Below are 18,647 nucleotides of genomic sequence, written 5' to 3'. Positions count from 1 at the left end.
CGAATGCGATCGTTGCGAACTACGGGAGGGAGTACGTGTGGTAGCGGCCACCGATGCGATCGATCGCCAGTCGTCGACCCCCTATTACCAACAGCTGTTCGCGGCGCTCGAGCGGCGCCTGGCCAGCGGAACGATCGCGCACGGGGAGCGACTCCCGAGCGAGAACGAGCTGTGCACCGAGTTCGGTCTGTCCCGGGCCACCGTCCGTCAGGCGCTCCAGTTGCTCGAATCGCGTGGACTGGCGAACCGGGTACCCGGGCGCGGGGTCTTCGCCAGCGAACCCAGCGCCGAGCGCGGCTGGGTGATCCAGGGCCCGGAAGGGTTTCTGGAGAACGCGATCGGCCACCAGAATCGCTCGGTGACGACCACGGTGCTGAGTCACGGTCCGACCATCCTGCCCGACTACGCATGTCAGGCACTGCAGGTGGCGCAGAACACCGCGGGCTATCGGCTGACCCGGCTGCGCTCGCTCGACGGCGTCCCCGCGCTCTACAGCGTCAACTACAGCCCACCCGATCTCGTCCCGGTGGTGGCCTCGGCACAGGAAGTACTCGAGGGCCGGGCCTCGCTCAGCGAGCTTCTCGCGAACGCGGGCTACACCCTCGGCGGCGCCCACCGCGCGATCCGTGCGGTGGCGCCGACGCCGGAGATCGCGGCCGCATTGGGAGTCACAGCCTCGACCCCGCTCCTGCACATCCAATCCACCTCCTGGACCCCTGGTGGCGACCGGTACGACGTCTACGACACCTGGGTGCGCAGCGACGTCATCCCGCTCGAAGTCAACGTCGACACGGGCGGATAACCAGCAACCAGGCCGGTGCGAACACCGGCCCGGCTCCCCACATCAGCCGCAGCTGGGCGCAGGCCGGACGGCCGAAACGCCTTCCCCGCAACACCGTGAGCGCCTGATCGTGATATACCCGGTGCCCGCCGAGAGTGCGGTCCGGCTCGGCCAGCAAACCCCGACGCTCGTAATAGCGCAAGGTCTGGGTGTTCACGCCCGCTGCAGCGGCCAGTTCGCTCGTGCGTAAACCGGCGCTCATCGGTTGCCGCCGCTCGCGGCCTCCACGCGCCCAGCGAAGGCGTCGAGCACCCCGACGTAGACATCGGGGACACCGACCTGCATCACCAGTTCGGCATCAGTGGAAGCGAACTCGAACCCGAAGAACGAGCAACACCTCGACTCGCGCGCGGCAAGATCCCGGGCGACCGGCTCGGCACCGGGGTCTGCCACCACCTCCAGCACCGTGGGTGCCGAGCGGCGGGGGCGCCGCACCGACTCGGCGAAGAAGCGGCCGAACTCGGCGACCCGGATCGGCTGCTCGACCGTCGGCAGCGTGCACGCATCCGGTACCCAATTGCCCTCAGCAGGCGAAATCGTCATGCCGCAACGGTAAGCCTGTACCCAGGTACAGGATGCAACCCCGAAAACCCCGACCGACATCAGGCCACGACCCACCCGAGCTGTCACCGCACCTACGTCGACGTAACTCACGTGCCTCTTCGCTAATTGCGGCTCAATCAGGGAGTTGCATTGACAACTGGAGATAAAGCGCTCTGAACTTCGGCCGACTCCAGCGCCGACTCGGCACACGCCCGTCCACCGCATTGCGGGCAGCGGTGCCGGTGCGTTATTTCGTGTTCGACGTTCTGGAAATCGCTGCGGAATCGGTCATGGACCTGCCCTATCTCGAACGCCGCGAACGCCTGGACGAACTGCACCTCGATGGCGGACCGATACGCGTGCCGCCGACGTGGATCGGTGAAGATCCCGAGCGGATGCCGCGGATCGCGGCGGATGCCGGGCTGGAGGGCATCGTGCTGAAACGAACCAACTCCATACGGCGTGCTGCGCCAGCCCTCGTTCAAAGGCGTCCGCAGCGACGTCGACGTCACCGAGATCGGGTGGCCGAGCTGATCATTCATTGGCATCGGATGTTGCTGACCGGGCTTCGGATGTTCTCGCACCGGGATCCGACCGGATGCCGCCACTGGGCGCGGTGGTGTGCGGTTGGGACTCGAGATTGCCCGCACGGAAGCGTGAACCGGGCCGATATTGTTGACACGTGATCGAAATTGGTGACCTGGTCAAAACGTCCGCCGACAGCGACCAAGTCTTCGCGGTTACCGAGATCGAGGACGAGGTCGCGCTGATCGCGCCACAGGCCGAGACCGCGCCCGGCAGTTACCCGTACTGGTGGCCGATCCGGTTCCTCCTCCCGGCCCAATAATCGGACGGCAAGCAGCTTGATCGCCTGATCCGGCGTCATGGCAGCCGAATCGCCGCGACGCGCGGTCACCAGCTGTCACCCTTCCCCACAGTTTCGGTGTGACGACAGGTTTTGGTTGTCACCGGTGAGGCGAGCTGGCCTTTTGCTTCGTTAGAGGTTGCAGATCGTAGTTGTCACGGTTTGCAGGTTGCAGTTGTCACCGCTGTGGTGGGCTGGCTGCGCCTCAGCTGGCGCCACAGACGATGGGTGTCACTGTGCGCAGGGTGTAGTGGTCACCGGCGCTGTTCAGCGACACTGCAATCCACTGTTTTTGTGCTAGTCGGGGATTGACCGGACCGATAGTGGTCACCGTATTACGCGGATACGCCCGATCGTCGGTATCAGCCGGGTTAAAATCCATGCGCATGACAGATCCCCCGCTGCCAGAGGCGAACTCGGCACACCCGGACAGGCCCCTACCCGCATTTCCCACGCTGAATGATCCGACTGCGACTTTCACCGCAGGGCCCGACACCGCAGGGCAGCTGTCCCGAACCTACGTGCGCTACATGACGTTTCAGCTGCGACGCCTCGCGTGGTTGATGGCCTACGCCGTGACTATCATCGCCTTGGCCAGCGCTGCCTGGGGCGAGGGCGGCGCCCTGCTCGCATTGTTTACCGTCTTGATCATTGCCTGGCGCTCCTGGGTGCAGACACAACAGACAGAGAAAGTATTCGAGCAGCGGCTCGGCAGATCCTATGCAGACGGCGCAGTCTCGACTGCCCGCCATGGCGCGGAAGCGGCCGATTTCGCCTCGCCGACAACATATTTCAGGCTGTACCACGCCGACATCGGACGGCTCGAGGTGCGCGGTTCCGTGATTGTCATCCGATTGCGGTCGCCGATGTTCCACGTGATCCCGCGTGAGCTATTCCCCGACTCGGTACTGAAAAGGCTGTCCGAAACCGGACTGAAGATCAGCGGATACCCGTAGTTGTCCGCGCAGCCGCCTACATACTCACCGGCGAGAACGTGCACATGACCGTCGAAAGCGCTGCGCCGCAACCGTTCGGCGGGGTTTCCCGGGTCACCCGGAATGGGTCGCTCAGCTAATCTGCTGGCTGGCCAGCGCAGACAACCGCTTCGTGACCGGTCAGATCATCTTCGCCGACGGCGCCTCGGAAACGGCGGCGCTCGGTGACCATCACTGGCACCTGCCGGGCGGGCACCGTTAGCTGCCATCCCACTCGAGGCTGAGCACGCCAGGGAACTCGAATCATCTATCCCACCGGCTGGGCGCGAGGCACTGCCGCTGGCCTCGTGCCCGCAGCGGCTCTGCGTGAGCCTGATTCCGTGGGGACCAGTCCCGGATTCGTGCCTTGTGCGTGGTAGGGGCGGGTTTCGGGTGTCCGTATCATGACGTCGTGGGCGAACAGCGTGTGCTGTCTGCGGTATCCGGGCGAACCCGGTTACTGGGATTGTTGCTGCTGGTATTCGGTGTCGCGGCCATGCACGCCGGGGTGTTCTCGATCTGCGCCGATACGCACCGGATCATGCCCGAGCACTCGATCGTCGCACCCTCGCCGGGGCCCGGCCCGGCAGCCTTCATCGGCCACGACATGTCCTGCCCCGGTGCGATGCATGCGTGCGAATTCATCCTCTCGGCGACAGCGATCGTGATCGGTCTCGTCGTGCTCGCGTGGTCGGGGACTGCGTCGGTGGCGGTGAGCCGGTTCAAGGCCCTGCTCGGGCACACGTATCGTGAGCGGCCGCCACCCTGGACTGTGCCGTCCCTGGCCGAATTGTCGATCCTGCGGGTCTGACAGGTCCTCCCGCGCTTCCACAGGCAAACGTCCGGACGCGGGTTCCGATCTGTCACAACCCTTTTCGCACAATTCACCGGGAGAAATCCATGTCGTCCAGCCGGTTTGCCCACCCGCCGCTGAACCGGCGGGGATTCCTGGGCATCGGTACGGGAGCAGGAAAAGCAGAGGCTTCTCATGACGCGGCCCGGGGAGTCTGATTCGCCAACACCGCGCACCGAGCAGATCGCTGTCGTCGGCGGCGGCTCGGCGCGCGCTCTTGCCGCGTGGCTGTCGGCCGAGGGCTACGGCGTCCGCCTGCTGGTGCGCGATGCGGCCAAGACGGGTCCGATTCGACGGACGCGGACGGTGCGCGCGATCGGCCGCTTGGAAGGCGTCTATCCCCTGCAGGCCATCACCGAGGACTGGCGCGCCGCCACCGAGTGCACCACGATCTTCCTGACCACCCCGACCGGTGCGTATCCCGAGGTGGTGGCGCGGCTGGGTCCGCATCTGAGCGAACAGCACACGCTCGTCCTGTTCAGCGGCAAACTCGCGGGATCGGTGGCCTCACCGACTTCGGTGCCCTGTGCCACCCGGTCACCATGATCGCCAACGCCAACCAGGTCGACCGCCAGCAACCCTTCAAGTTCTACTACGAAGGCTTCACCGAACGCACCATCACCCTGCTCGAACGCATGGAACACGAATTCCACACCGTGGCCGCAGCTTACGACACCAACCTGATCTCCATGAGCCAGCTGCTGGCACGCTACTACGGCTGCGAAACGACCTCGCTGCTGGACGCCATGCGGTCGGTGCCGAACTATCGGCACAGCCTCGCACCCGACACCCTCGACCACCGCTACCTGACCGAAGACGTCCCCTGCACACTCGTGCCACTGTTCGGGCTCGCACGGGTGGCCGGGCTGTCCACACCCATGCTCGATTCGGTCGTGCACATCGCCTCGGTACTGTGCGGCGAGGACTTCCTGTCAACCGGACGCACACTGACCCGTCTGGGCTGGGACGGCCTGGATGTCTGCGGCATCGTCGACGCGATGCTATGACCACGCCCCCCGGCACAGATGGACGCCGAAGCGCGGCCCTGGCCTGGACCTTGCTGGCGCTGCTCGCCGCGGACGCGGAACCGATTCTGGTGAAACTGGGCTACCAGAGCCACGCCACACCACTGCAGTTCCTCGTGCTCAAGACCATCGTCGCGGCGATCCTGATCCACCCGCTCGCCCGCACATGGAAATGGCCGGGCTGGCGTGAAGTCGCCCGCATCGCGTCAGTGAGTGTGCTTCTGCTGGTTACCAACATGTGCTGGTGTGGTGTGCGATGCGCGGACCGCGTTCGGGGAGATCGGCCAGCCGCAGCCGTTGGGTGACGGCAGCACCGCTCTCAGCAGGCCACAGTGCCCACACCGGCCCTGCCGGGCCGTGGGGGTGACTCAGGTCGCGACTGGTGGTCGCGATCACCAGGCCGGGGCCGTAGCTGCCCAACGCGCGACTCAGCGCGGTCCGTAACCCGATCTCGCGGCAGGCCGAATGCACCGAGAACAGCAGCACACCGAACTTGTCGGTCGGGAAGCCTTGGTAGTCGGCGAGTTTGGACGTCACGGTCTTCAACGACTCTGTGCCGGTGTCGTATTCGAGGAAGAACCGCACCACGCGGCCGTCGTGTTCGAACCAGCCGTAGCCATCGGGGTGGAGTTGGTCCTCGCCGGGGGCACCAACCTGCGACACTGTTTCCGCAGTTCAAACGTGCTTCGCCGTTCGGGCGGCGGCTACGGCTGGACGGGCGCGACCGGGTCGCCGTGGGGCGTCCCGACGGGCGGTATTGTGCGGGCGAATGCCCGGATCAGCGGTGTTTCCGAAGCGGTGCGCCATATCAACGCGAATCGGCATGGCGGAGCGTCGCGAACCGGAATGAAGGCCAGGCTGGGCCAGGGATAGTGGTCCGCGACCTCTTCCACGACCCCGGCAACGCATTGGCCCGAGGCAACGGTGTACAGCACCTGTTGCCAGGTGGACATCACCGGGCCGCGGGCTATCGGTCGTCCCGATGGGGTTTGGTAGGGGTTCAGGGCCTGTTCCATGTAGCGGGGAATCGAGCTGCCGGCCACTACGGTGCAGTCACCGAGATCTTCCAGGGAGATCGAAACGCGTTGCGCGAAGGGGTGGTTCGCGTCAACCATGAGCCACACCCGTGAGGTGTGCGTGACGGGCCCCACAGTGAGATCCGGTTCGTTCACCGGCAACCACACCAACGCGACATCGACCTCGCCGCGCCGCAATGAGTCCAGCGGCGCCGATGGCTGTATCTCGCGATACTGCATGCACGCCTTCGGGTGGCGGCTCTGGAACAGCTCGATCGCATCGACGAGGCTGGCGCGCCCGAACGGGTATGGCCCCATGCAGCCCAGCGTCAGTGTCCCAGTGGTGCCGCGCACGGCGACGGAGGCCGCTTCGATACCGTCGATGATCTGCCGGTACCCGGCATCGAGCTCGCGATGAAGCTGTTCTCCGAGCGGTGTGAGTCGAACTGCTCGCGTGGTCCGATCGAAGAGCGGTCCGCCGATTCGGCGTTCCTGCTTCTTGATCGACTGACTCACCCGCGCGGGGGTGATACGCAGTCGCTCGGCGGTACGCCCGAAGTGCAGCTCTTTGGCCAAGGTCAGGAATATTTCGATGTCCCGCAGTTCCATACCCGTCTCATTGTGAACCCGTGGCTTAACAATCGGTTGCCGACATTGTCGTTGATTCCGCGCCATCCGGCAGGCGATGGTGAACAACGTAGCGTTCCGCACATTCCCCCTGAACGCTCCTGATGACCAGTTCTTCACCTAGACAAGGATTTTGAAAAGTGCGCATGCTTACACGCGGAGCCCGGGTGGGCCTCACGGCAGTCGCTGTCCTCACTGGATCGCTGACCTTGGCCGGCCCGGCGAACGCGGCGTCCTCCCCGATCGAGGCCTGCGGCGGGGGTAGCTACCACGAGATCGACCACCACGACATCGATGGCGCGCGCATCCACCTGCTCTACAACGGCAAAACGAACTGTGTTGTGACATGGAAAACGAAGTACGTAGGGAAAAAGACGTTCGTGAGCGCATTCGTTTCGGTAGGCTCCAATCGCGCGAAGAGCGACCCGGGGCAGTTCGAGTTCTATGGGGGTCCCGTCAAACTTGACGCAGCGGGCGAGTGCATCCGATGGGGTGGGGGTGCCGGCCCGGGGATCGGGGCGACCGATGTGTGGTTTTCTCAACCCGGCCACTGCGGCTGAGCCACACTGACATATACCGGTGAAGCCACGGATCGTCGGAGGGAATACGCCTGTTGCTTCAGGCAGTGCCCAAGGGTGAGTGTGCGAGAGACGGAGACGACTCTCCATGGCATGTACCGTAACTCGGTCTTCTGAAACTTCCACAGGTAAGGGAACCGATGTACGCGGATCTGGATCGCCTCACTCATGGCAAGAGGCACACCTGTACCGCTGCGGACCATGTGGATCAGGCACGCGCACACCTGCGATCGGCCGAGGTGAACACGGGAATGTTCGGATCGACCCGAGCGGCTCCGAATGCCGAGACCGTGGTGTCCCGGATTCATGCGAGGCATGTCCGGGCGCTGGACGATCATCATGGGAGGCTGACCTGGATCAGCGAGCAGGCCAACGATGCCACGACCAGTCTGTGGGAGGCGGACGTGGCAGGCGGTGCGGCGGTGCGTGTAGGGGATACCGCCGACCGGCGGGGGTGAGATGCCACCACCGAAGCTGTATGTTCTCTCGGCGTCCGACCTGACGAAATCGGCCGGAGGCGATCCGTGGCACCTGCAGGATCAGCTACTGGCAGGTGATCCGCTTCGTATCAGCACGATGGCCGAGGCTTTCCACAAGACCGGATCTCATGTCGGGCAGGCCAACAGCGCGTTCGACACCGCTCGCCGGCATTTTCGCGATGCGTACACCTCGGGTGGAACCGATGTGATCGATGACTCGGCAACGGTGAAGGATGCCTCATCCAGATTGCATGGTTCAACTGATGCGCTGGGCAAGATCGGCACCAGTCTGGAGCAGATCGCGGCGGCGCTCGCCACCGCGCAGAAAACGACACACGCTCCCATCAATGCTCTCAATCATGAACTGAAGGCACTCGAATCGGAGTACGACGATGTGCCGGTCAGTATGCAAGCCCGCAGAGCGCAATTTCAGGCCGAGATTTTGCCCGAACTGAAGGACACCGCGGCCAAGGTAGTGGCCGCGACGTATCGACAATTGAAGGGGATCGTCGACGGTTACGAGAATGTTCTCGACCAACACATGAACAAGCTCGAATCCGCCGGTTATCTGCCACCGATCGAACTCGACAGCGCCGCCCAGAATACCGACCCGAACGAGGTGTACACCTGGTGGAAGCACCTCACGCCCGCCGAGCAGAAGGCGATGATCGACGCGCACGCGGATGTGATCGGCAATCTCAATGGAATCCCTGTCACCGACCGTGACACCGCGAACAGACAGGTGATGAACGCCGATCTCGGTCTGGTCGAGGGCCTGGCGAAAACCGAAGGGGTCTCGGTCGACGCGATTCTGAAGGATCCCGCGAAGTACTGCCTCACCCCCGACGCTGTGACACGCTACCGAAATGCGGCCAACGTGCGAGCCGGTCTGGCAGCCTACGGTCTTCCGAGTGCCCCCAGGTCCGGCCGCTACCCCACCTACCTGTACGCCTACCAGCCACTCGCATTCGGCGGAAAGGGAAGGGCCGCAATCGCTATCGGCAACCCGGACACCGCAGCCAATACCGCGGTGGTCGTACCCGGAGCCAGCCAGAGCGTGCGCGCCAGCGACGGTTCGGACAAGGGCTGGTTCGCGGTACAGAACGCGCAAGCGAAGAACCTGTACGAAGAATCGAACACGGCCGACCCGAACCATCACACCGCCGTCGTCGCCTGGATGGGATACGACGCCCCGACGAACGGCATCACCGCTGTGGCAAGTGCCAACCCCAGCGCAGAACGTGCCGGCGGAAACCTCCTGGCCCAGGACGTCAACGGGTTACAAGCCACCCACCAGGGCGCCTCACATGTAACTGTGGTGGGATATTCCGCCGGAGCCATCGTGACCTCCGACGCGGCCGCCGCGAGTCACATGCACGCCGACGACGTGGTGCTGCTGGGCCCCGTCAGCACCGATCAAGCCCACAACGCCGCCGACTTCCATCTCGACCGCGGCGGACACGTCTACGTCGGCGAGGCATCCCACGACCTGAACGCCCACGGCGGTCATACCTATCTGAACACCGTGAGCCATTTGACCTCGCAGGGCGGAGAGGCCGATCCCACCTCATCGGACTACGGCGCCGTCCGGATCCGAGCCGAAGCGCCCGCGAAGTACGACACACCGATCGTCGGTTATACCCCCGAAGATCACCTGCACTATTTCGACGCGGGTAGCGATTCCCTGCGGGCCACCAGCGAGATCGTCGCCGACCAGGTCGACAGTCTCGCCCGTGACCATCTGCTGGCCGACCCCGAAGGGGACGAGGACCCGGGGCAACCGGGTGGACAGTGACACCGAACACCCCCGCCATCGCTGGGGAACCAACTGCGCCATGGCGGGACACCGTGTCGGCTTCCCGGAAGGTGTTGCCTGATCACGCTTTCCGGGCGGTCCGAGCAGATGATGGCAGTGTGTTGACTATCTTCGACGAGCATTTCGCGCACGATCCATGGCCAATGTTGCGATCCCTGCGCAACGACGGAGGCATCCATCGCGTTGCAACCCCGGATGGTCCGCCGGAGTCCTTGATCGCCTTCTGGATGGGCGAATTCGCCCCTGCGGCCCGGTGCGACACCACCTGCACGCGCCACCCTGGCGACGATGCAGCAGATCACCACCATCGCGGTGGAGTACGGACACAACGCGGACACGGGAGTCGATGCTCGGCAGGCCGGTCCACGCCGAGACATGGTTTTCGCTATTTAATGAGCCGTTATTTAGCGGTACACTATCCGGGTGTCTGAAACGGATGTGCAGCCTGGTGGTCCGGCGTCGAGACTTGCCGGGACCGCCACAGCTCCGATACAGCCTTCAACCGGTCCGGCTGAGCGAACGGCGTGGGTGGTAGAACGCAAGGGGCTCGAGTGGGTAGCCGATCATGAGCGTCGGGGTGCTCCGCGGAGTTTGTTCTGGCCGTGGGCTGCCCCGAACATCAACGTGGTCATTGTGTCGTTCGGCATGTATGTCGCGGCGCTCGGTTTGGGCTGGTTGTCGGCGACCGTGGCGGCGGCGGTGGGTGCGGTGTTGTCGTTTCTGCTGGTCGGTGTGGCGGCGCTGGCGGGGCAGCAGGGTGGGGCACCGACCATGGTCGCCAGTCGTGCGGCGTTCGGGTTTCACGGCAACAAGATCCCGGCTGTGTTGAGCTATCTGGCATTGGTCGGGTGGGAGACGGTGGGCGCTGTCCTGGCCACTCTCGCAGCCAAAACGGTTGCGGTGCGCCTGAACCCGCATGCGAATACGACAGTGGTCATGGTTGCCGCGTTCGTGACGGTGATCGCCGTTTCGACGGCGGTGGGTATCTATGGCTTTCACGTGATTGTGCGGGTTCAGAAGTGGCTCACACTGGCTTTCGCCGCTCTCACCGTGGTGTATTTGGTGTTGACTCTCCCCCGGATCTCGTTCGCAACAACCGGCCACTTCAGCTGGGGCGCCTTCGGCGGTGGAGTGGCATTCACCGCGACGGTGTTCGGTTTGGGATGGGTCAACTGCGCCGCCGACTACTCTCGTTATCTGCCGCGGTCGGCGAGCCGACGCGGTGTGATCGGCTGGACCACGTTCGCCGGCAGTGCGCCACCAGTCGTTTTGTTGATGTTCGGGATTCTTCTGGCAGCCGGGGACCCAGCCGTCGCGCGTGCCGCTGCCACTGATCCGGTCGGCGCACTCGCCGCACACCTACCCACGTGGTTCCTCGTTCCATACGTCACCCTGGCAGTGCTCGCGTTCGTGTCGGCGTCGATCATGGATCTCTACTCATCCGGCCTGGTGCTGCTGACGATGGGTGTACGGCTTCCTCGTGAACGGGCGGTGCTGATCGATGCCGGCCTGGTGACGATTGCCGGCGGGTACGTTGCCTTCGCGGCCCCGAACTTCTTTGCCCCGTTCCAGGCGTTCTTGACCGTTATCGGTGTGCCGATGGCCGCATGGACCGGAATTTTCCTGACCGATCTGTGGCAGCGCCGCCGTCGCGGTTATGACCGGATGGCGCTCTACAGCCCCGTCGGCGCCTACGGTCGGATCAACTGGGCCGGGGTCGGCAGCCTGATCACGGCCACCGCTGTCGGGCTGGGCCTGGTCACCTCCAAAGATCCCCATATCGGTGCACTGCTGGGCTACCTGTTCACCCCGGCCGCCCGCGATGGCGGACTCGGCAGCAGCAACGTCGGCGTCTTCGTTGCGCTCGGTGTAGCCGCCGTCATTTACGCGGTCTCCCACCGGCCTGACGCCCCTCGACCCCAGCAGCCCCAGGCCGCGCTATCCGTATCCGCTGCCGCGCAGGACAACGAGCCGACAGCCGAGGTTCGCCCCGAGAGATGAACCGACCCGAATGAATCAGCACCGATAGCCGAGCACCAGCCATCGCCCGGTTCGGTACGCACGCGCCGGACGGACACCGAGTGTTACCGGACGTCCGGAGCGGACGTCCGGTAACCGGTTCTGGCCTGCGGGTTCGTACCGCAACCGGGCCATTCGATCGTCGTAGCCGTGATTGCCGTGTGAGAGTACCTGCGTGAGACGCCGGCCATGAAAACTTCGAGTCGGCGCACCGGAGGGAAATATGGCGACCGAATTCGATCTCGATGTCGTTGTGCAATCCAGCGGGAATTGCATGTCCACGAATTACAGCACATTCGCGATGCGCTCGGCGGTGTCCTGCCCGAACGGGCCGAGCTGTCTGCTGTGTGAGCAGCGGAGATGACGACCTCGGATTTCCGGGTGCGAGATCCCGGAGCCGTCGGACGTTGCAACATCACCGTGCTCGGCAATCAATCGGTCAACGGACATCGATCCGTGTCGACCAGAACACTCGAATTCGTGCTCGCCATTGCGCTGGCCGGTGGCGAGCGCCGGCAATCGTCGCTGCTGCGTGATCTGTTCGCGGACTGCGCGTCGAAGTCGGCCATTCCGACCCTGGCCTATCGCGCACGGAAATTGGGAATAGCCACCGAATTCATTCCGATGCGAGCGAGTTATCGGATGCTCACGCCGGTGGTCATCGATGCGATCGAATTACTCGACGCACTGCGGTCCGGTGACGTCCGCACGGCACTGTGGCTCTACAGCGGCCCGTGTCTGGCGAACAGTCGATCGCCGTTGGCGATCGAGACCCGCGAGCTGATCGACACCCGCCTGGCCCGGGCGGTGCTGGCGACCGGCGACCGGGCGTTCATCGAGTTCGCGGCGACCAAGCTCGACGCGGTCGAACTGCGGTCGGGGCGGTAGCCGCCGATGCGCGTGTCTCTGGTACTTCCGAACGCGCCCGCGGTTCCGGAGCAGGCCGAACAGCCGGCCCGGCTGGTGTCGGAATCTCCTCTGCTGGAACGGCTCTGGCAGGGCCAGTCCTACGGTGTGGACACCGCGACGACCTTCGCTCATCTTGCCGGGCGCGGGATCCGGCCCGCGCTGGGGACCGGTGTCATGCTCACGACACTGCAGCATCCGGTGCGGGCGGCGTTGGAGGCCCGCTCGCTGGCGGTGATCAGCGGGCAGCCGGTGATGTACTGCGTCGGGCCGGGAAGTTGGAACGTGCAGCGTCTGTTGCGTGGCTCGCCCGACGACACGCCTGTCGCGAGTACCCGGCGCTACCTGGACGACATGCGGTCGACGCTGGTGGCGACCGGGGCGGCGACCGTGCGGGACGATCACGCTCGCGACACCGAATCGCCTCTGCTGTATGTCATTCCGACGCCGGAGGTTCGAATCGGTGTGGGCGTCCTGCGTCCGGCGATGGCGCGAGTCGCCGGATCGTCTGCCGATGTGGCGATGAGCTGGCTCGGCACGCCCGAATACCTTCGCGACCAACTGATTCCGCCGATGGAGTCGGCCGCGGCGCGGGAATCCCGGCCTCGACCTCATCTGGTCGCCACGGTGCATGTCGCGGTGGCGCGGCGCGGCCGTGATGCCCGGCGGCTCGCGCAGATCGGAATCGGCGGTCACCTGGCGCTGGCACATTACGCGGCGACCGCTCGGCGCTGCGGTGCCGCGGTGGAACCGGGAAACGACTCGGCAACCGCTGCGGCCGCGCTGAGTGCCGGGCTGTTCGTCTACGGCTCGGCGGCGGAGATCGTCGAGCGAATGCGCGCGTACGCCCGGTGCGGAATCGATGAAATCGCCGTGCACATCGCGGCGGTGGCGGCCTGTCATGGTGTCGACGAGGCATTGCACGACGTACGAGAAATCCTGTCGGAGTGGAGAATTGCCGATGTCGGCTGATGAACGACCCCTGCCGGAATCGTTGGGCGAACTCGCCGCGCTGCGGTGCTCGATCGGCGCGGTGGACCGGTATCCGGATTCCCCCGCGGAATGGGGGGATACGAAGGCGATCGGGGAATTGTGGTCGGACGCGACGTTGCGTGAGGCCGTTCTGCTGGCCAGTCCGGTACTCGCCGCCCAGACCGTGCGGGTCCTCGAATCGGAGGAGTCGGGCGCCGCGCTGAAGAAGCGTCGGCGAATTCACAGGGGACTGCTCAAATATGCACTGCGCCTGAGCTCGCGCTGCACTCCCTTCGGCACATTCGCCGGTATGACGATGCTGCCGCTGGGAGACCGGGAGCCGGTCCTCGCGACCGAACACCGCCGGTTGGTCTTCGCGTCCCGGGCGCTGGGACGACGTCTGGCCGAGAGCGATCGCGGCGGTCCCTCGGTCGGCCTCGTCGCCAATCCCGCTGTGCTGGAACGTGGTGGCCGCTATGTCGTCGCGGTGATGCGCGGCAGTGTCTCGGCCCACGATGTCGCCTCGGTGCGAGCGACCGGACCGGTCACCCTGGCCCGGCAGTTCGCCGCGACACCGCGCCCGCGCCGTGACGTCGAGGATCGGATCGCGGCGCGGTATCCGGACGTTCCGCGCGCAACCGTGGAAAACCTGGTCACCCAACTGATCGACGCCGAGGTTCTGCTCAGCACCGCGGACGCCTCGTTCTTCGACGTCGACGTCCTGGACCGCCTCCCCGACGGCACGCGGGTGACCGAGATCCGCGAGGCCATCGGCCGCTACGCGAGTGCCCCGCCCGCGCAGGCCACCGATGCGTTGCGCACTCTGCTCGACCTGTGCCGATCCGAGGGCGATATTCAGCAGGATCTGCGGGTGGACGTGGAACTTGCGGTGCAGGGCGAGATTCCGGCCCGGTGCGCCGAGGACGCCGCGAAAGCCGCGCGCGTCCTGGCCCGGACCGCGCTGTTCGGGAGCCGGGACATCACGCTGAACGAGTTCTGCGAAGAGTTCCAGGAACGATACGGCTACACCCTGGTGCCGCTCATGCGGGTCGTGGACGAGGAACTCGGGATCGGATTCCCGCGCGCCTACGACGATCTCGGCAGTGTGCCTCGGCGCATCCCGAGTCCCGGCGAGCGCACACAGCGCGAGCTGCGCGGCCGTCTGTTGGACCGGGCCCGACGCGCCGATGCCGACACCGTCGTCATCACCGACGACGATCTGCGTGAGCTGCCCGAACCCGACCGGCTCGCCTCCGGATACGACATCTTCCTTCGGCTGCATCAGGATTCGGCCGGACCGACCTCGACCGTGGTCGGGGCGAATTTCCCCGGCGGAACCGCCGTCGGCCGGTTCACTCCCGGAATCGCCGGGGCGGACGTGCACGCCCGGCGGTGTGCCGCCTGGGAGAGTCGATGGTGGGCGCAGAACGGGTCCGGAGTCGTGGCGGACATCGATTACGCGTGTAGTCGAGACGGCGTGAACGAGGTCGCCGCCACCGGACGATTCTTTCCCGCGACCCTGGTGGTGAATGCCGATCCCACTGGGAGCGTGGGAAATACGCTTCGCCTGGCGGACGTACACCTCGGGCTGGTCGGTGATCGGGTTCGGCTGTTCCTCGCGGACGGTACTCCGCTGCGCTGCCAGCAGCTGAACATGGTGGCGGTGGAGACCAGCGCCAAGGTGGTCCGGCTGCTGCGGGACATCTCCAACGACGGCATCGTCCGGCCGTACTGGGGGTGGGGGGATCTGGAGGACACCCTGCACTACTTCCCCGAGGTTCGTCACGGCGGCGTCGTCATCGCCGAACGCCGCTGGCGGTGCCCGGAATCGGTTCGTGCCGAGAGAGATTCGGTGGCGGCCTGGTTGTCGGAATCCGGTGTGGGCCGGTACGTCCTGGTCGGCGAGATGGACAACCGGCTGCACCTGGACACCCGCCACGGGTTGCACCTGGATCTGCTCGTGGAGGAGATTGCCAAGGGCCACCGCTGGATTCACGATGCACCCGATCCGGACGGCCTGGGCGTGGTCCGTGACGACGCGCGGCGACGGCACGCGACAGAGGTCGTCGTCACCGTGCCGAGCTCGACGAAGGCGATGAAACCGCAACGAGCCGTGCAGTATCCGATATTCGACACTCGCTCCGACACCGAGCGCCTGCTCGCCCCGGGCGGCGAATGGAGCTATCTCACCGTCCGGGTCGCGCCCACGCTGAACGATCGGGTCCTCGCGGACTTCCGCGCGGCGGTTCCCGAAATGGACGGGCAGTGGTACTTCGTCAGGTATCGGGAGAACGCCGCCGGACAACTCCGGCTGCGGATACATCGGCCGCTGTCCGAGCTGGATCGAGCGCTCGAATGGTTGACCGAGGCCCGGCTCTCGGGCGCGATCGGCGAATTCTGTCTGCCGATCCACCACCGTGAACTGGAACGATACGGCGGCGTCGACAGCCTGCCGAGCTACGAGCGGTTGTTCTGCCGCGAGACCGGCGTGATACTGCCGACGCTGCCGGTCATGGGTGAGCCGTCATCCGGCGAACGAGCGGGGATCCGCGACGGCATCGAACGGGCGGCGGGGATCCTGTCCGGCTGGCTGACCGGTATCGCGTGCGACGAGGAGATGCTCTGCACCACAGTCGATCTCGCGGTCGCCGGATATCTCGACGAACTCGCCGAGGCGGCCCATCGCATCAAGAAGGATCTGCGCGGGCGAACCGTCGTCCGCGATGCGGCGAGTGCGCGGATGGAATCCACCGTGCGCGAATTCTGGACCGCGCCGCCGGTCGGTGCGGTTCGCACACCGGAGATCGCGCAGAGCGCCGGTCATCTGATGTGCAACCGGCTCGGCCTGACGCGCGCCGAGGAGTTCGCGGCGATGTGGCTGATCAAGAACGAAATCACGACGAAGGGATGGCGCAACGATGCCGGGCGATAGATCGGCGACGAGGGCGGACGGCCCGGCCGAACGGCTCGCGGTGGAGCAGGGCTGGGAACTGCTCGAGCTGTTCCGGACCGAGGCCGAGCGAGCCAGGACCATGTCGTTCCCCTACGGATTCGATCCCGAACTCGACATCACCTGGCAGCCCCTCGGCATCGGGCACGGCGATCTCGGGATGGCCCTGGTGTACTCGGCCGCCGATCAGCTGGATCCCGACGGCGGCTGGGATCGCAGCGCCATGGATCACGTGCGCGCCGCGGCGGAGAGCTTCCCGGACACCTCCATGGCGGGTGTCGGATTGTTCTCGGGCACAAGCGCTCTGGCCTTCTGCCTGCGCGCGTTGTCCCGCGAGGGGGAGCGCTATGCTCGCGCGATCGCCGACGTCGAGGCGATGCTGGCGACGCGACTGCGGCGCGAGCTCCAACGCGTCGATCCGCATGCCGGTGTGTCGACCGATTTCTACGACGTGATCGTCGGGCTGTGCGGCGCCGTGACGTACGTGATGACCACGGCCGCAAGGGAAACCGAGCTGGGCGAGTCGGCCGTGCAGGCGATCGGCACTCTGGCGGCCCTGTCGCTGGTGGATTTCCCTGGCGGACTGTGGACCCCGCCGGAGAAGGTCGGCGAACTGGAGGGCCGGTTGCGGCCCGAATTGTGGGCCGGATACTTGAACTGCGGGTTCGCGCACGGCATCGCTGGAGTGCTCAATCCGCTGGGGCAGGCGTGCGACCGTGGAATCGGCGGTGACGTCGTCGTGGAGGCCACCGATCGCCTCGCGGACCTGCTGGTCGAGGTGTCCACGACGCGGTCGGGCCTGGATGTCCCGGCGAACGTGCCGCTGCACCGTTTTCGGGAGGGCGAGAGCGAATCCGGCACTGCGCGTACCCGATACGCCTGGTGCTACGGCAACCTCGGCGCCGCCCTGCCGTTCCACAACAGCCGCCACCTCGCGGCCCGCCATCCCGATGTGCTGACCCGTCTGCTGGACACCTCCGGCCGGACCGCGGACGATATGGGCCTGGACAATCCGACCCTGTGTCACGGCACTGCCGGGAAGCTGGTGCTGGAGCGGGCGATGCTCGGTGCGGATACGGTGCCGGACAATGTCGCCGGACTGCTCGCGCAACGCAATCCCGAGCGGGCGTTCGGTTTCGACAACATCCAATCCAGCTGTCCGACTTTGGATTCGCCTGGTCTGCTGGACGGGTCAGGCGGTGCCGCCGTGGCGCTGGTATCGCTGGCGGCACCACCCGACGCGTTGCACGTGGTGCGCATGTTCACCGGGCGGTGGCCGTCATGAGCCCGCTGGTCGAGATCCGCGGCGCCGACGTGGTGTTCGCGGGCGGCGTCCGGGTCCTGCGGGACGTGTCCTCGAGTTTCGAGGCGGGGGACTGCGTATCGGTCCTGGGCCGCAACGGTTCCGGGAAGACGACACTGCTGCGCCTGATCACCGGAAATATCCTGCCCGCCGCGGGAAGTGTACGAGTCGCGGATTTCATCACCGAGCGGCATCGTCGGCAGATCGCCGAATTGATCGGGGTCAGTATGTATTCCGAGCGCGCCTTCTACTACCGGCTGACCGTGGACCAGAATCTGCGCTATTTCCAGTCGCTGCGGAATCGGTTCGGCGCCAACGCCTCCCGTGAACGCGCGAGCCTGATCGAACGGGTCGGGTTGACCGCTCACACCCGGGCGAAATTCATGGAACTGTCACTGGGACAACGCAAGCGACTCGGCCTGGCACGGGCGTTGATCGGAGATCCCCCGGTGGTCGTGCTGGACGAGCCGTTCGCCAATCTGGACGACGAGGGGACGGCCGTCGTCGTGGACGCCCTGGAACAGCGTCGCCTGGACGGGCTGACCACCGTGTTCACCACGCACGAGATGGCCGATGTGCGTGGCGTGGTCAACAAGGTGGTGACCCTCGCCGACGGCGTCGCCGAGATCACTGCTCCGGGGATCGCGGACGGATCGGACCACAAACCGGTGCGCACCGTGACGGTCGTCGGATCGCGCAAGCTGCATTTCGACCCGACCACGCTGTCGGCTCGCTTCGCCACGGCCGTCGACGGGCGAAAACTCGCGATCGAGGTGCCGACGGAGATGAAGATGTCCGAGGTGGTCGGTCTCGTGGAAGCGACCGGCATGGCGGTAGAACAGGTGGTCGATACACCGTGGTTGCGGTAGGTCGGGACGGG

At 65.6% G+C, this 18,647-nt stretch carries 21 protein-coding genes; 16 read left to right on the top strand and 5 right to left on the bottom strand.

Going from position 1 to position 18,647, the window contains the following annotated elements; translation table 11 throughout:
- Nucleotides 1-37 precede the first annotated feature (37 nt).
- Nucleotides 38-802: a GntR family transcriptional regulator gene (locus NM2_RS31760; protein WP_067676697.1), complete on the top strand. Its 765-nt coding sequence runs from the start codon at nt 38-40 to the stop codon at nt 800-802.
- Here the strand turns inward: NM2_RS31760 and NM2_RS53470 are convergent.
- Entirely contained in the window at nt 780-1,043 is a 264-nt protein-coding gene (locus NM2_RS53470; protein WP_067676695.1) for a MerR family DNA-binding transcriptional regulator, read from the bottom strand. The genes NM2_RS31760 and NM2_RS53470 overlap by 23 nt on opposite strands.
- The gene (locus tag NM2_RS31750) at nt 1,040-1,384 is read right to left on the bottom strand and encodes a hypothetical protein (RefSeq protein ID WP_067676693.1); all 345 of its coding nucleotides are present in this window, start codon (nt 1,382-1,384) and stop codon (nt 1,040-1,042) included. The genes NM2_RS53470 and NM2_RS31750 overlap by 4 nt, the downstream gene beginning before the upstream one ends.
- Before the next feature lie 173 nt (nt 1,385-1,557).
- Here NM2_RS31750 and NM2_RS31745 point away from each other — a divergent pair, with 173 nt between their 5' ends.
- Both NM2_RS31745 and NM2_RS49500 read left to right on the top strand, forming a co-directional pair.
- A complete protein-coding gene (locus NM2_RS31745; protein ID WP_084531763.1) occupies nt 1,558-2,070 on the top strand; it encodes an ATP-dependent DNA ligase in 513 nt (170 codons plus the stop codon).
- Entirely contained in the window at nt 2,067-2,231 is a 165-nt protein-coding gene (locus NM2_RS49500; protein ID WP_157121434.1) for a hypothetical protein, read from the top strand. Before NM2_RS31745 ends, NM2_RS49500 begins: the two co-directional genes overlap by 4 nt.
- A 223-nt stretch (nt 2,232-2,454) precedes the next feature.
- Here the strand turns inward: NM2_RS49500 and NM2_RS49495 are convergent, their stop codons facing one another.
- Nucleotides 2,455-2,637: a hypothetical protein gene (locus tag NM2_RS49495; protein WP_157121433.1), complete on the bottom strand. Its 183-nt coding sequence runs from the start codon at nt 2,635-2,637 to the stop codon at nt 2,455-2,457.
- On the opposite strand from NM2_RS49495, the gene NM2_RS31740 reads away from it, so the two are divergent.
- The 4 genes from NM2_RS31740 (at nt 2,636) to NM2_RS31725 (ending at nt 5,083) form a co-directional block, all read left to right on the top strand.
- Nucleotides 2,636-3,205, top strand: coding sequence for a hypothetical protein (locus NM2_RS31740; RefSeq protein WP_157121432.1), 570 nt, complete (start codon nt 2,636-2,638; stop codon nt 3,203-3,205). The genes NM2_RS49495 and NM2_RS31740 overlap by 2 nt on opposite strands.
- Before the next feature lie 430 nt (nt 3,206-3,635).
- Nucleotides 3,636-4,034: a DUF6153 family protein gene (locus NM2_RS31735; protein WP_067676687.1), complete on the top strand. Its 399-nt coding sequence runs from the start codon at nt 3,636-3,638 to the stop codon at nt 4,032-4,034.
- A 177-nt stretch (nt 4,035-4,211) separates the two neighbouring features.
- Nucleotides 4,212-4,622: an NAD(P)-binding domain-containing protein gene (locus NM2_RS31730; protein WP_067676685.1), complete on the top strand. Its 411-nt coding sequence runs from the start codon at nt 4,212-4,214 to the stop codon at nt 4,620-4,622.
- The gene (locus tag NM2_RS31725) at nt 4,619-5,083 is read left to right on the top strand and encodes an NAD/NADP octopine/nopaline dehydrogenase family protein (RefSeq protein WP_067676683.1); all 465 of its coding nucleotides are present in this window, start codon (nt 4,619-4,621) and stop codon (nt 5,081-5,083) included. The genes NM2_RS31730 and NM2_RS31725 overlap by 4 nt, the downstream gene beginning before the upstream one ends.
- Nucleotides 5,084-5,329: 246 nt before the next feature.
- Here NM2_RS31725 and NM2_RS31720 read toward each other — a convergent pair whose 3' ends face one another.
- Together NM2_RS31720 and NM2_RS31715 are read right to left on the bottom strand one after the other, a co-directional pair.
- Nucleotides 5,330-5,764, bottom strand: coding sequence for a replication-relaxation family protein (locus NM2_RS31720; protein WP_245718309.1), 435 nt, complete (start codon nt 5,762-5,764; stop codon nt 5,330-5,332).
- 41 nt (nt 5,765-5,805) lie between these two features.
- On the bottom strand, nt 5,806-6,726 hold the full coding sequence (locus NM2_RS31715) for a LysR family transcriptional regulator (protein WP_067676681.1): 921 nt from the start codon (nt 6,724-6,726) through the stop codon (nt 5,806-5,808).
- 185 nt (nt 6,727-6,911) lie between these two features.
- On the opposite strand from NM2_RS31715, the gene NM2_RS31710 reads away from it, so the two are divergent.
- The 9 genes from NM2_RS31710 to NM2_RS31670 all read left to right on the top strand — a co-directional run bounded on the left by NM2_RS31710 (nt 6,912) and on the right by NM2_RS31670 (nt 18,636).
- Nucleotides 6,912-7,304, top strand: a complete 393-nt coding sequence (locus NM2_RS31710; protein WP_067676679.1) for a hypothetical protein — start codon at nt 6,912-6,914, stop codon at nt 7,302-7,304.
- Between the two features lie 158 nt (nt 7,305-7,462).
- Entirely contained in the window at nt 7,463-7,780 is a 318-nt protein-coding gene (locus NM2_RS31705; protein WP_067676677.1) for a DUF2563 family protein, read from the top strand.
- A 1-nt stretch (nt 7,781) separates the two neighbouring features.
- Nucleotides 7,782-9,596, top strand: a complete 1,815-nt coding sequence (locus tag NM2_RS31700) for a putative alpha/beta hydrolase (RefSeq protein WP_067676675.1) — start codon at nt 7,782-7,784, stop codon at nt 9,594-9,596.
- A gap of 444 nt (nt 9,597-10,040) precedes the next feature.
- A complete protein-coding gene (locus tag NM2_RS31695) occupies nt 10,041-11,618 on the top strand; it encodes a purine-cytosine permease family protein (RefSeq protein ID WP_218026029.1) in 1,578 nt (525 codons plus the stop codon).
- A 378-nt stretch (nt 11,619-11,996) separates the two neighbouring features.
- On the top strand, nt 11,997-12,524 hold the full coding sequence (locus tag NM2_RS31690; protein ID WP_067676672.1) for a hypothetical protein: 528 nt from the start codon (nt 11,997-11,999) through the stop codon (nt 12,522-12,524).
- 6 nt (nt 12,525-12,530) lie between these two features.
- Nucleotides 12,531-13,514 carry an LLM class flavin-dependent oxidoreductase gene (locus NM2_RS31685; RefSeq protein ID WP_067676670.1) on the top strand — a complete coding sequence of 328 codons (984 nt, stop codon included), beginning with the start codon at nt 12,531-12,533 and terminating at the stop codon, nt 13,512-13,514.
- Entirely contained in the window at nt 13,504-16,446 is a 2,943-nt protein-coding gene (locus NM2_RS31680) for a lantibiotic dehydratase (protein WP_067676667.1), read from the top strand. Before NM2_RS31685 ends, NM2_RS31680 begins: the two co-directional genes overlap by 11 nt.
- Nucleotides 16,433-17,749 carry a lanthionine synthetase LanC family protein gene (locus NM2_RS31675; protein WP_067676664.1) on the top strand — a complete coding sequence of 439 codons (1,317 nt, stop codon included), beginning with the start codon at nt 16,433-16,435 and terminating at the stop codon, nt 17,747-17,749. Before NM2_RS31680 ends, NM2_RS31675 begins: the two co-directional genes overlap by 14 nt.
- Nucleotides 17,746-18,636: an ATP-binding cassette domain-containing protein gene (locus NM2_RS31670; protein WP_157121431.1), complete on the top strand. Its 891-nt coding sequence runs from the start codon at nt 17,746-17,748 to the stop codon at nt 18,634-18,636. The genes NM2_RS31675 and NM2_RS31670 overlap by 4 nt, the downstream gene beginning before the upstream one ends.
- Nucleotides 18,637-18,647 lie beyond the last annotated feature (11 nt).

Source organism: Nocardia miyunensis NBRC 108239, assembly GCF_001613065.1.
GTDB classification, from domain to species: domain Bacteria; phylum Actinomycetota; class Actinomycetes; order Mycobacteriales; family Mycobacteriaceae; genus Nocardia; species Nocardia miyunensis.
Note: the sequence above shows the minus strand (reverse complement) of the source record. Positions and strands in the feature narration are given on the sequence as shown.

What these genes read in the sequence shown, in the direction of transcription:
- NM2_RS53470 (WP_067676695.1), bottom strand. Translation starts at nt 1,043, where the DNA reads ATGAGCGCCGGTTTACGCACGAGCGAACTGGCCGCTGCAGCGGGCGTG.
- NM2_RS31750 (WP_067676693.1), bottom strand. Translation starts at nt 1,384, where the DNA reads ATGACGATTTCGCCTGCTGAGGGCAATTGGGTACCGGATGCGTGCACG.
- NM2_RS31740 (WP_157121432.1), top strand. Translation starts at nt 2,636, where the DNA reads ATGACAGATCCCCCGCTGCCAGAGGCGAACTCGGCACACCCGGACAGG.
- NM2_RS49495 (WP_157121433.1), bottom strand. Translation starts at nt 2,637, where the DNA reads ATGCGCATGGATTTTAACCCGGCTGATACCGACGATCGGGCGTATCCG.
- NM2_RS31730 (WP_067676685.1), top strand. Translation starts at nt 4,212, where the DNA reads ATGACGCGGCCCGGGGAGTCTGATTCGCCAACACCGCGCACCGAGCAG.
- NM2_RS31725 (WP_067676683.1), top strand. Translation starts at nt 4,619, where the DNA reads ATGATCGCCAACGCCAACCAGGTCGACCGCCAGCAACCCTTCAAGTTC.
- NM2_RS31715 (WP_067676681.1), bottom strand. Translation starts at nt 6,726, where the DNA reads ATGGAACTGCGGGACATCGAAATATTCCTGACCTTGGCCAAAGAGCTG.
- NM2_RS31705 (WP_067676677.1), top strand. Translation starts at nt 7,463, where the DNA reads ATGTACGCGGATCTGGATCGCCTCACTCATGGCAAGAGGCACACCTGT.
- NM2_RS31700 (WP_067676675.1), top strand. Translation starts at nt 7,782, where the DNA reads ATGCCACCACCGAAGCTGTATGTTCTCTCGGCGTCCGACCTGACGAAA.
- NM2_RS31690 (WP_067676672.1), top strand. Translation starts at nt 11,997, where the DNA reads ATGACGACCTCGGATTTCCGGGTGCGAGATCCCGGAGCCGTCGGACGT.
- NM2_RS31685 (WP_067676670.1), top strand. Translation starts at nt 12,531, where the DNA reads ATGCGCGTGTCTCTGGTACTTCCGAACGCGCCCGCGGTTCCGGAGCAG.
- NM2_RS31680 (WP_067676667.1), top strand. Translation starts at nt 13,504, where the DNA reads ATGTCGGCTGATGAACGACCCCTGCCGGAATCGTTGGGCGAACTCGCC.
- NM2_RS31675 (WP_067676664.1), top strand. Translation starts at nt 16,433, where the DNA reads ATGCCGGGCGATAGATCGGCGACGAGGGCGGACGGCCCGGCCGAACGG.
- NM2_RS31670 (WP_157121431.1), top strand. Translation starts at nt 17,746, where the DNA reads ATGAGCCCGCTGGTCGAGATCCGCGGCGCCGACGTGGTGTTCGCGGGC.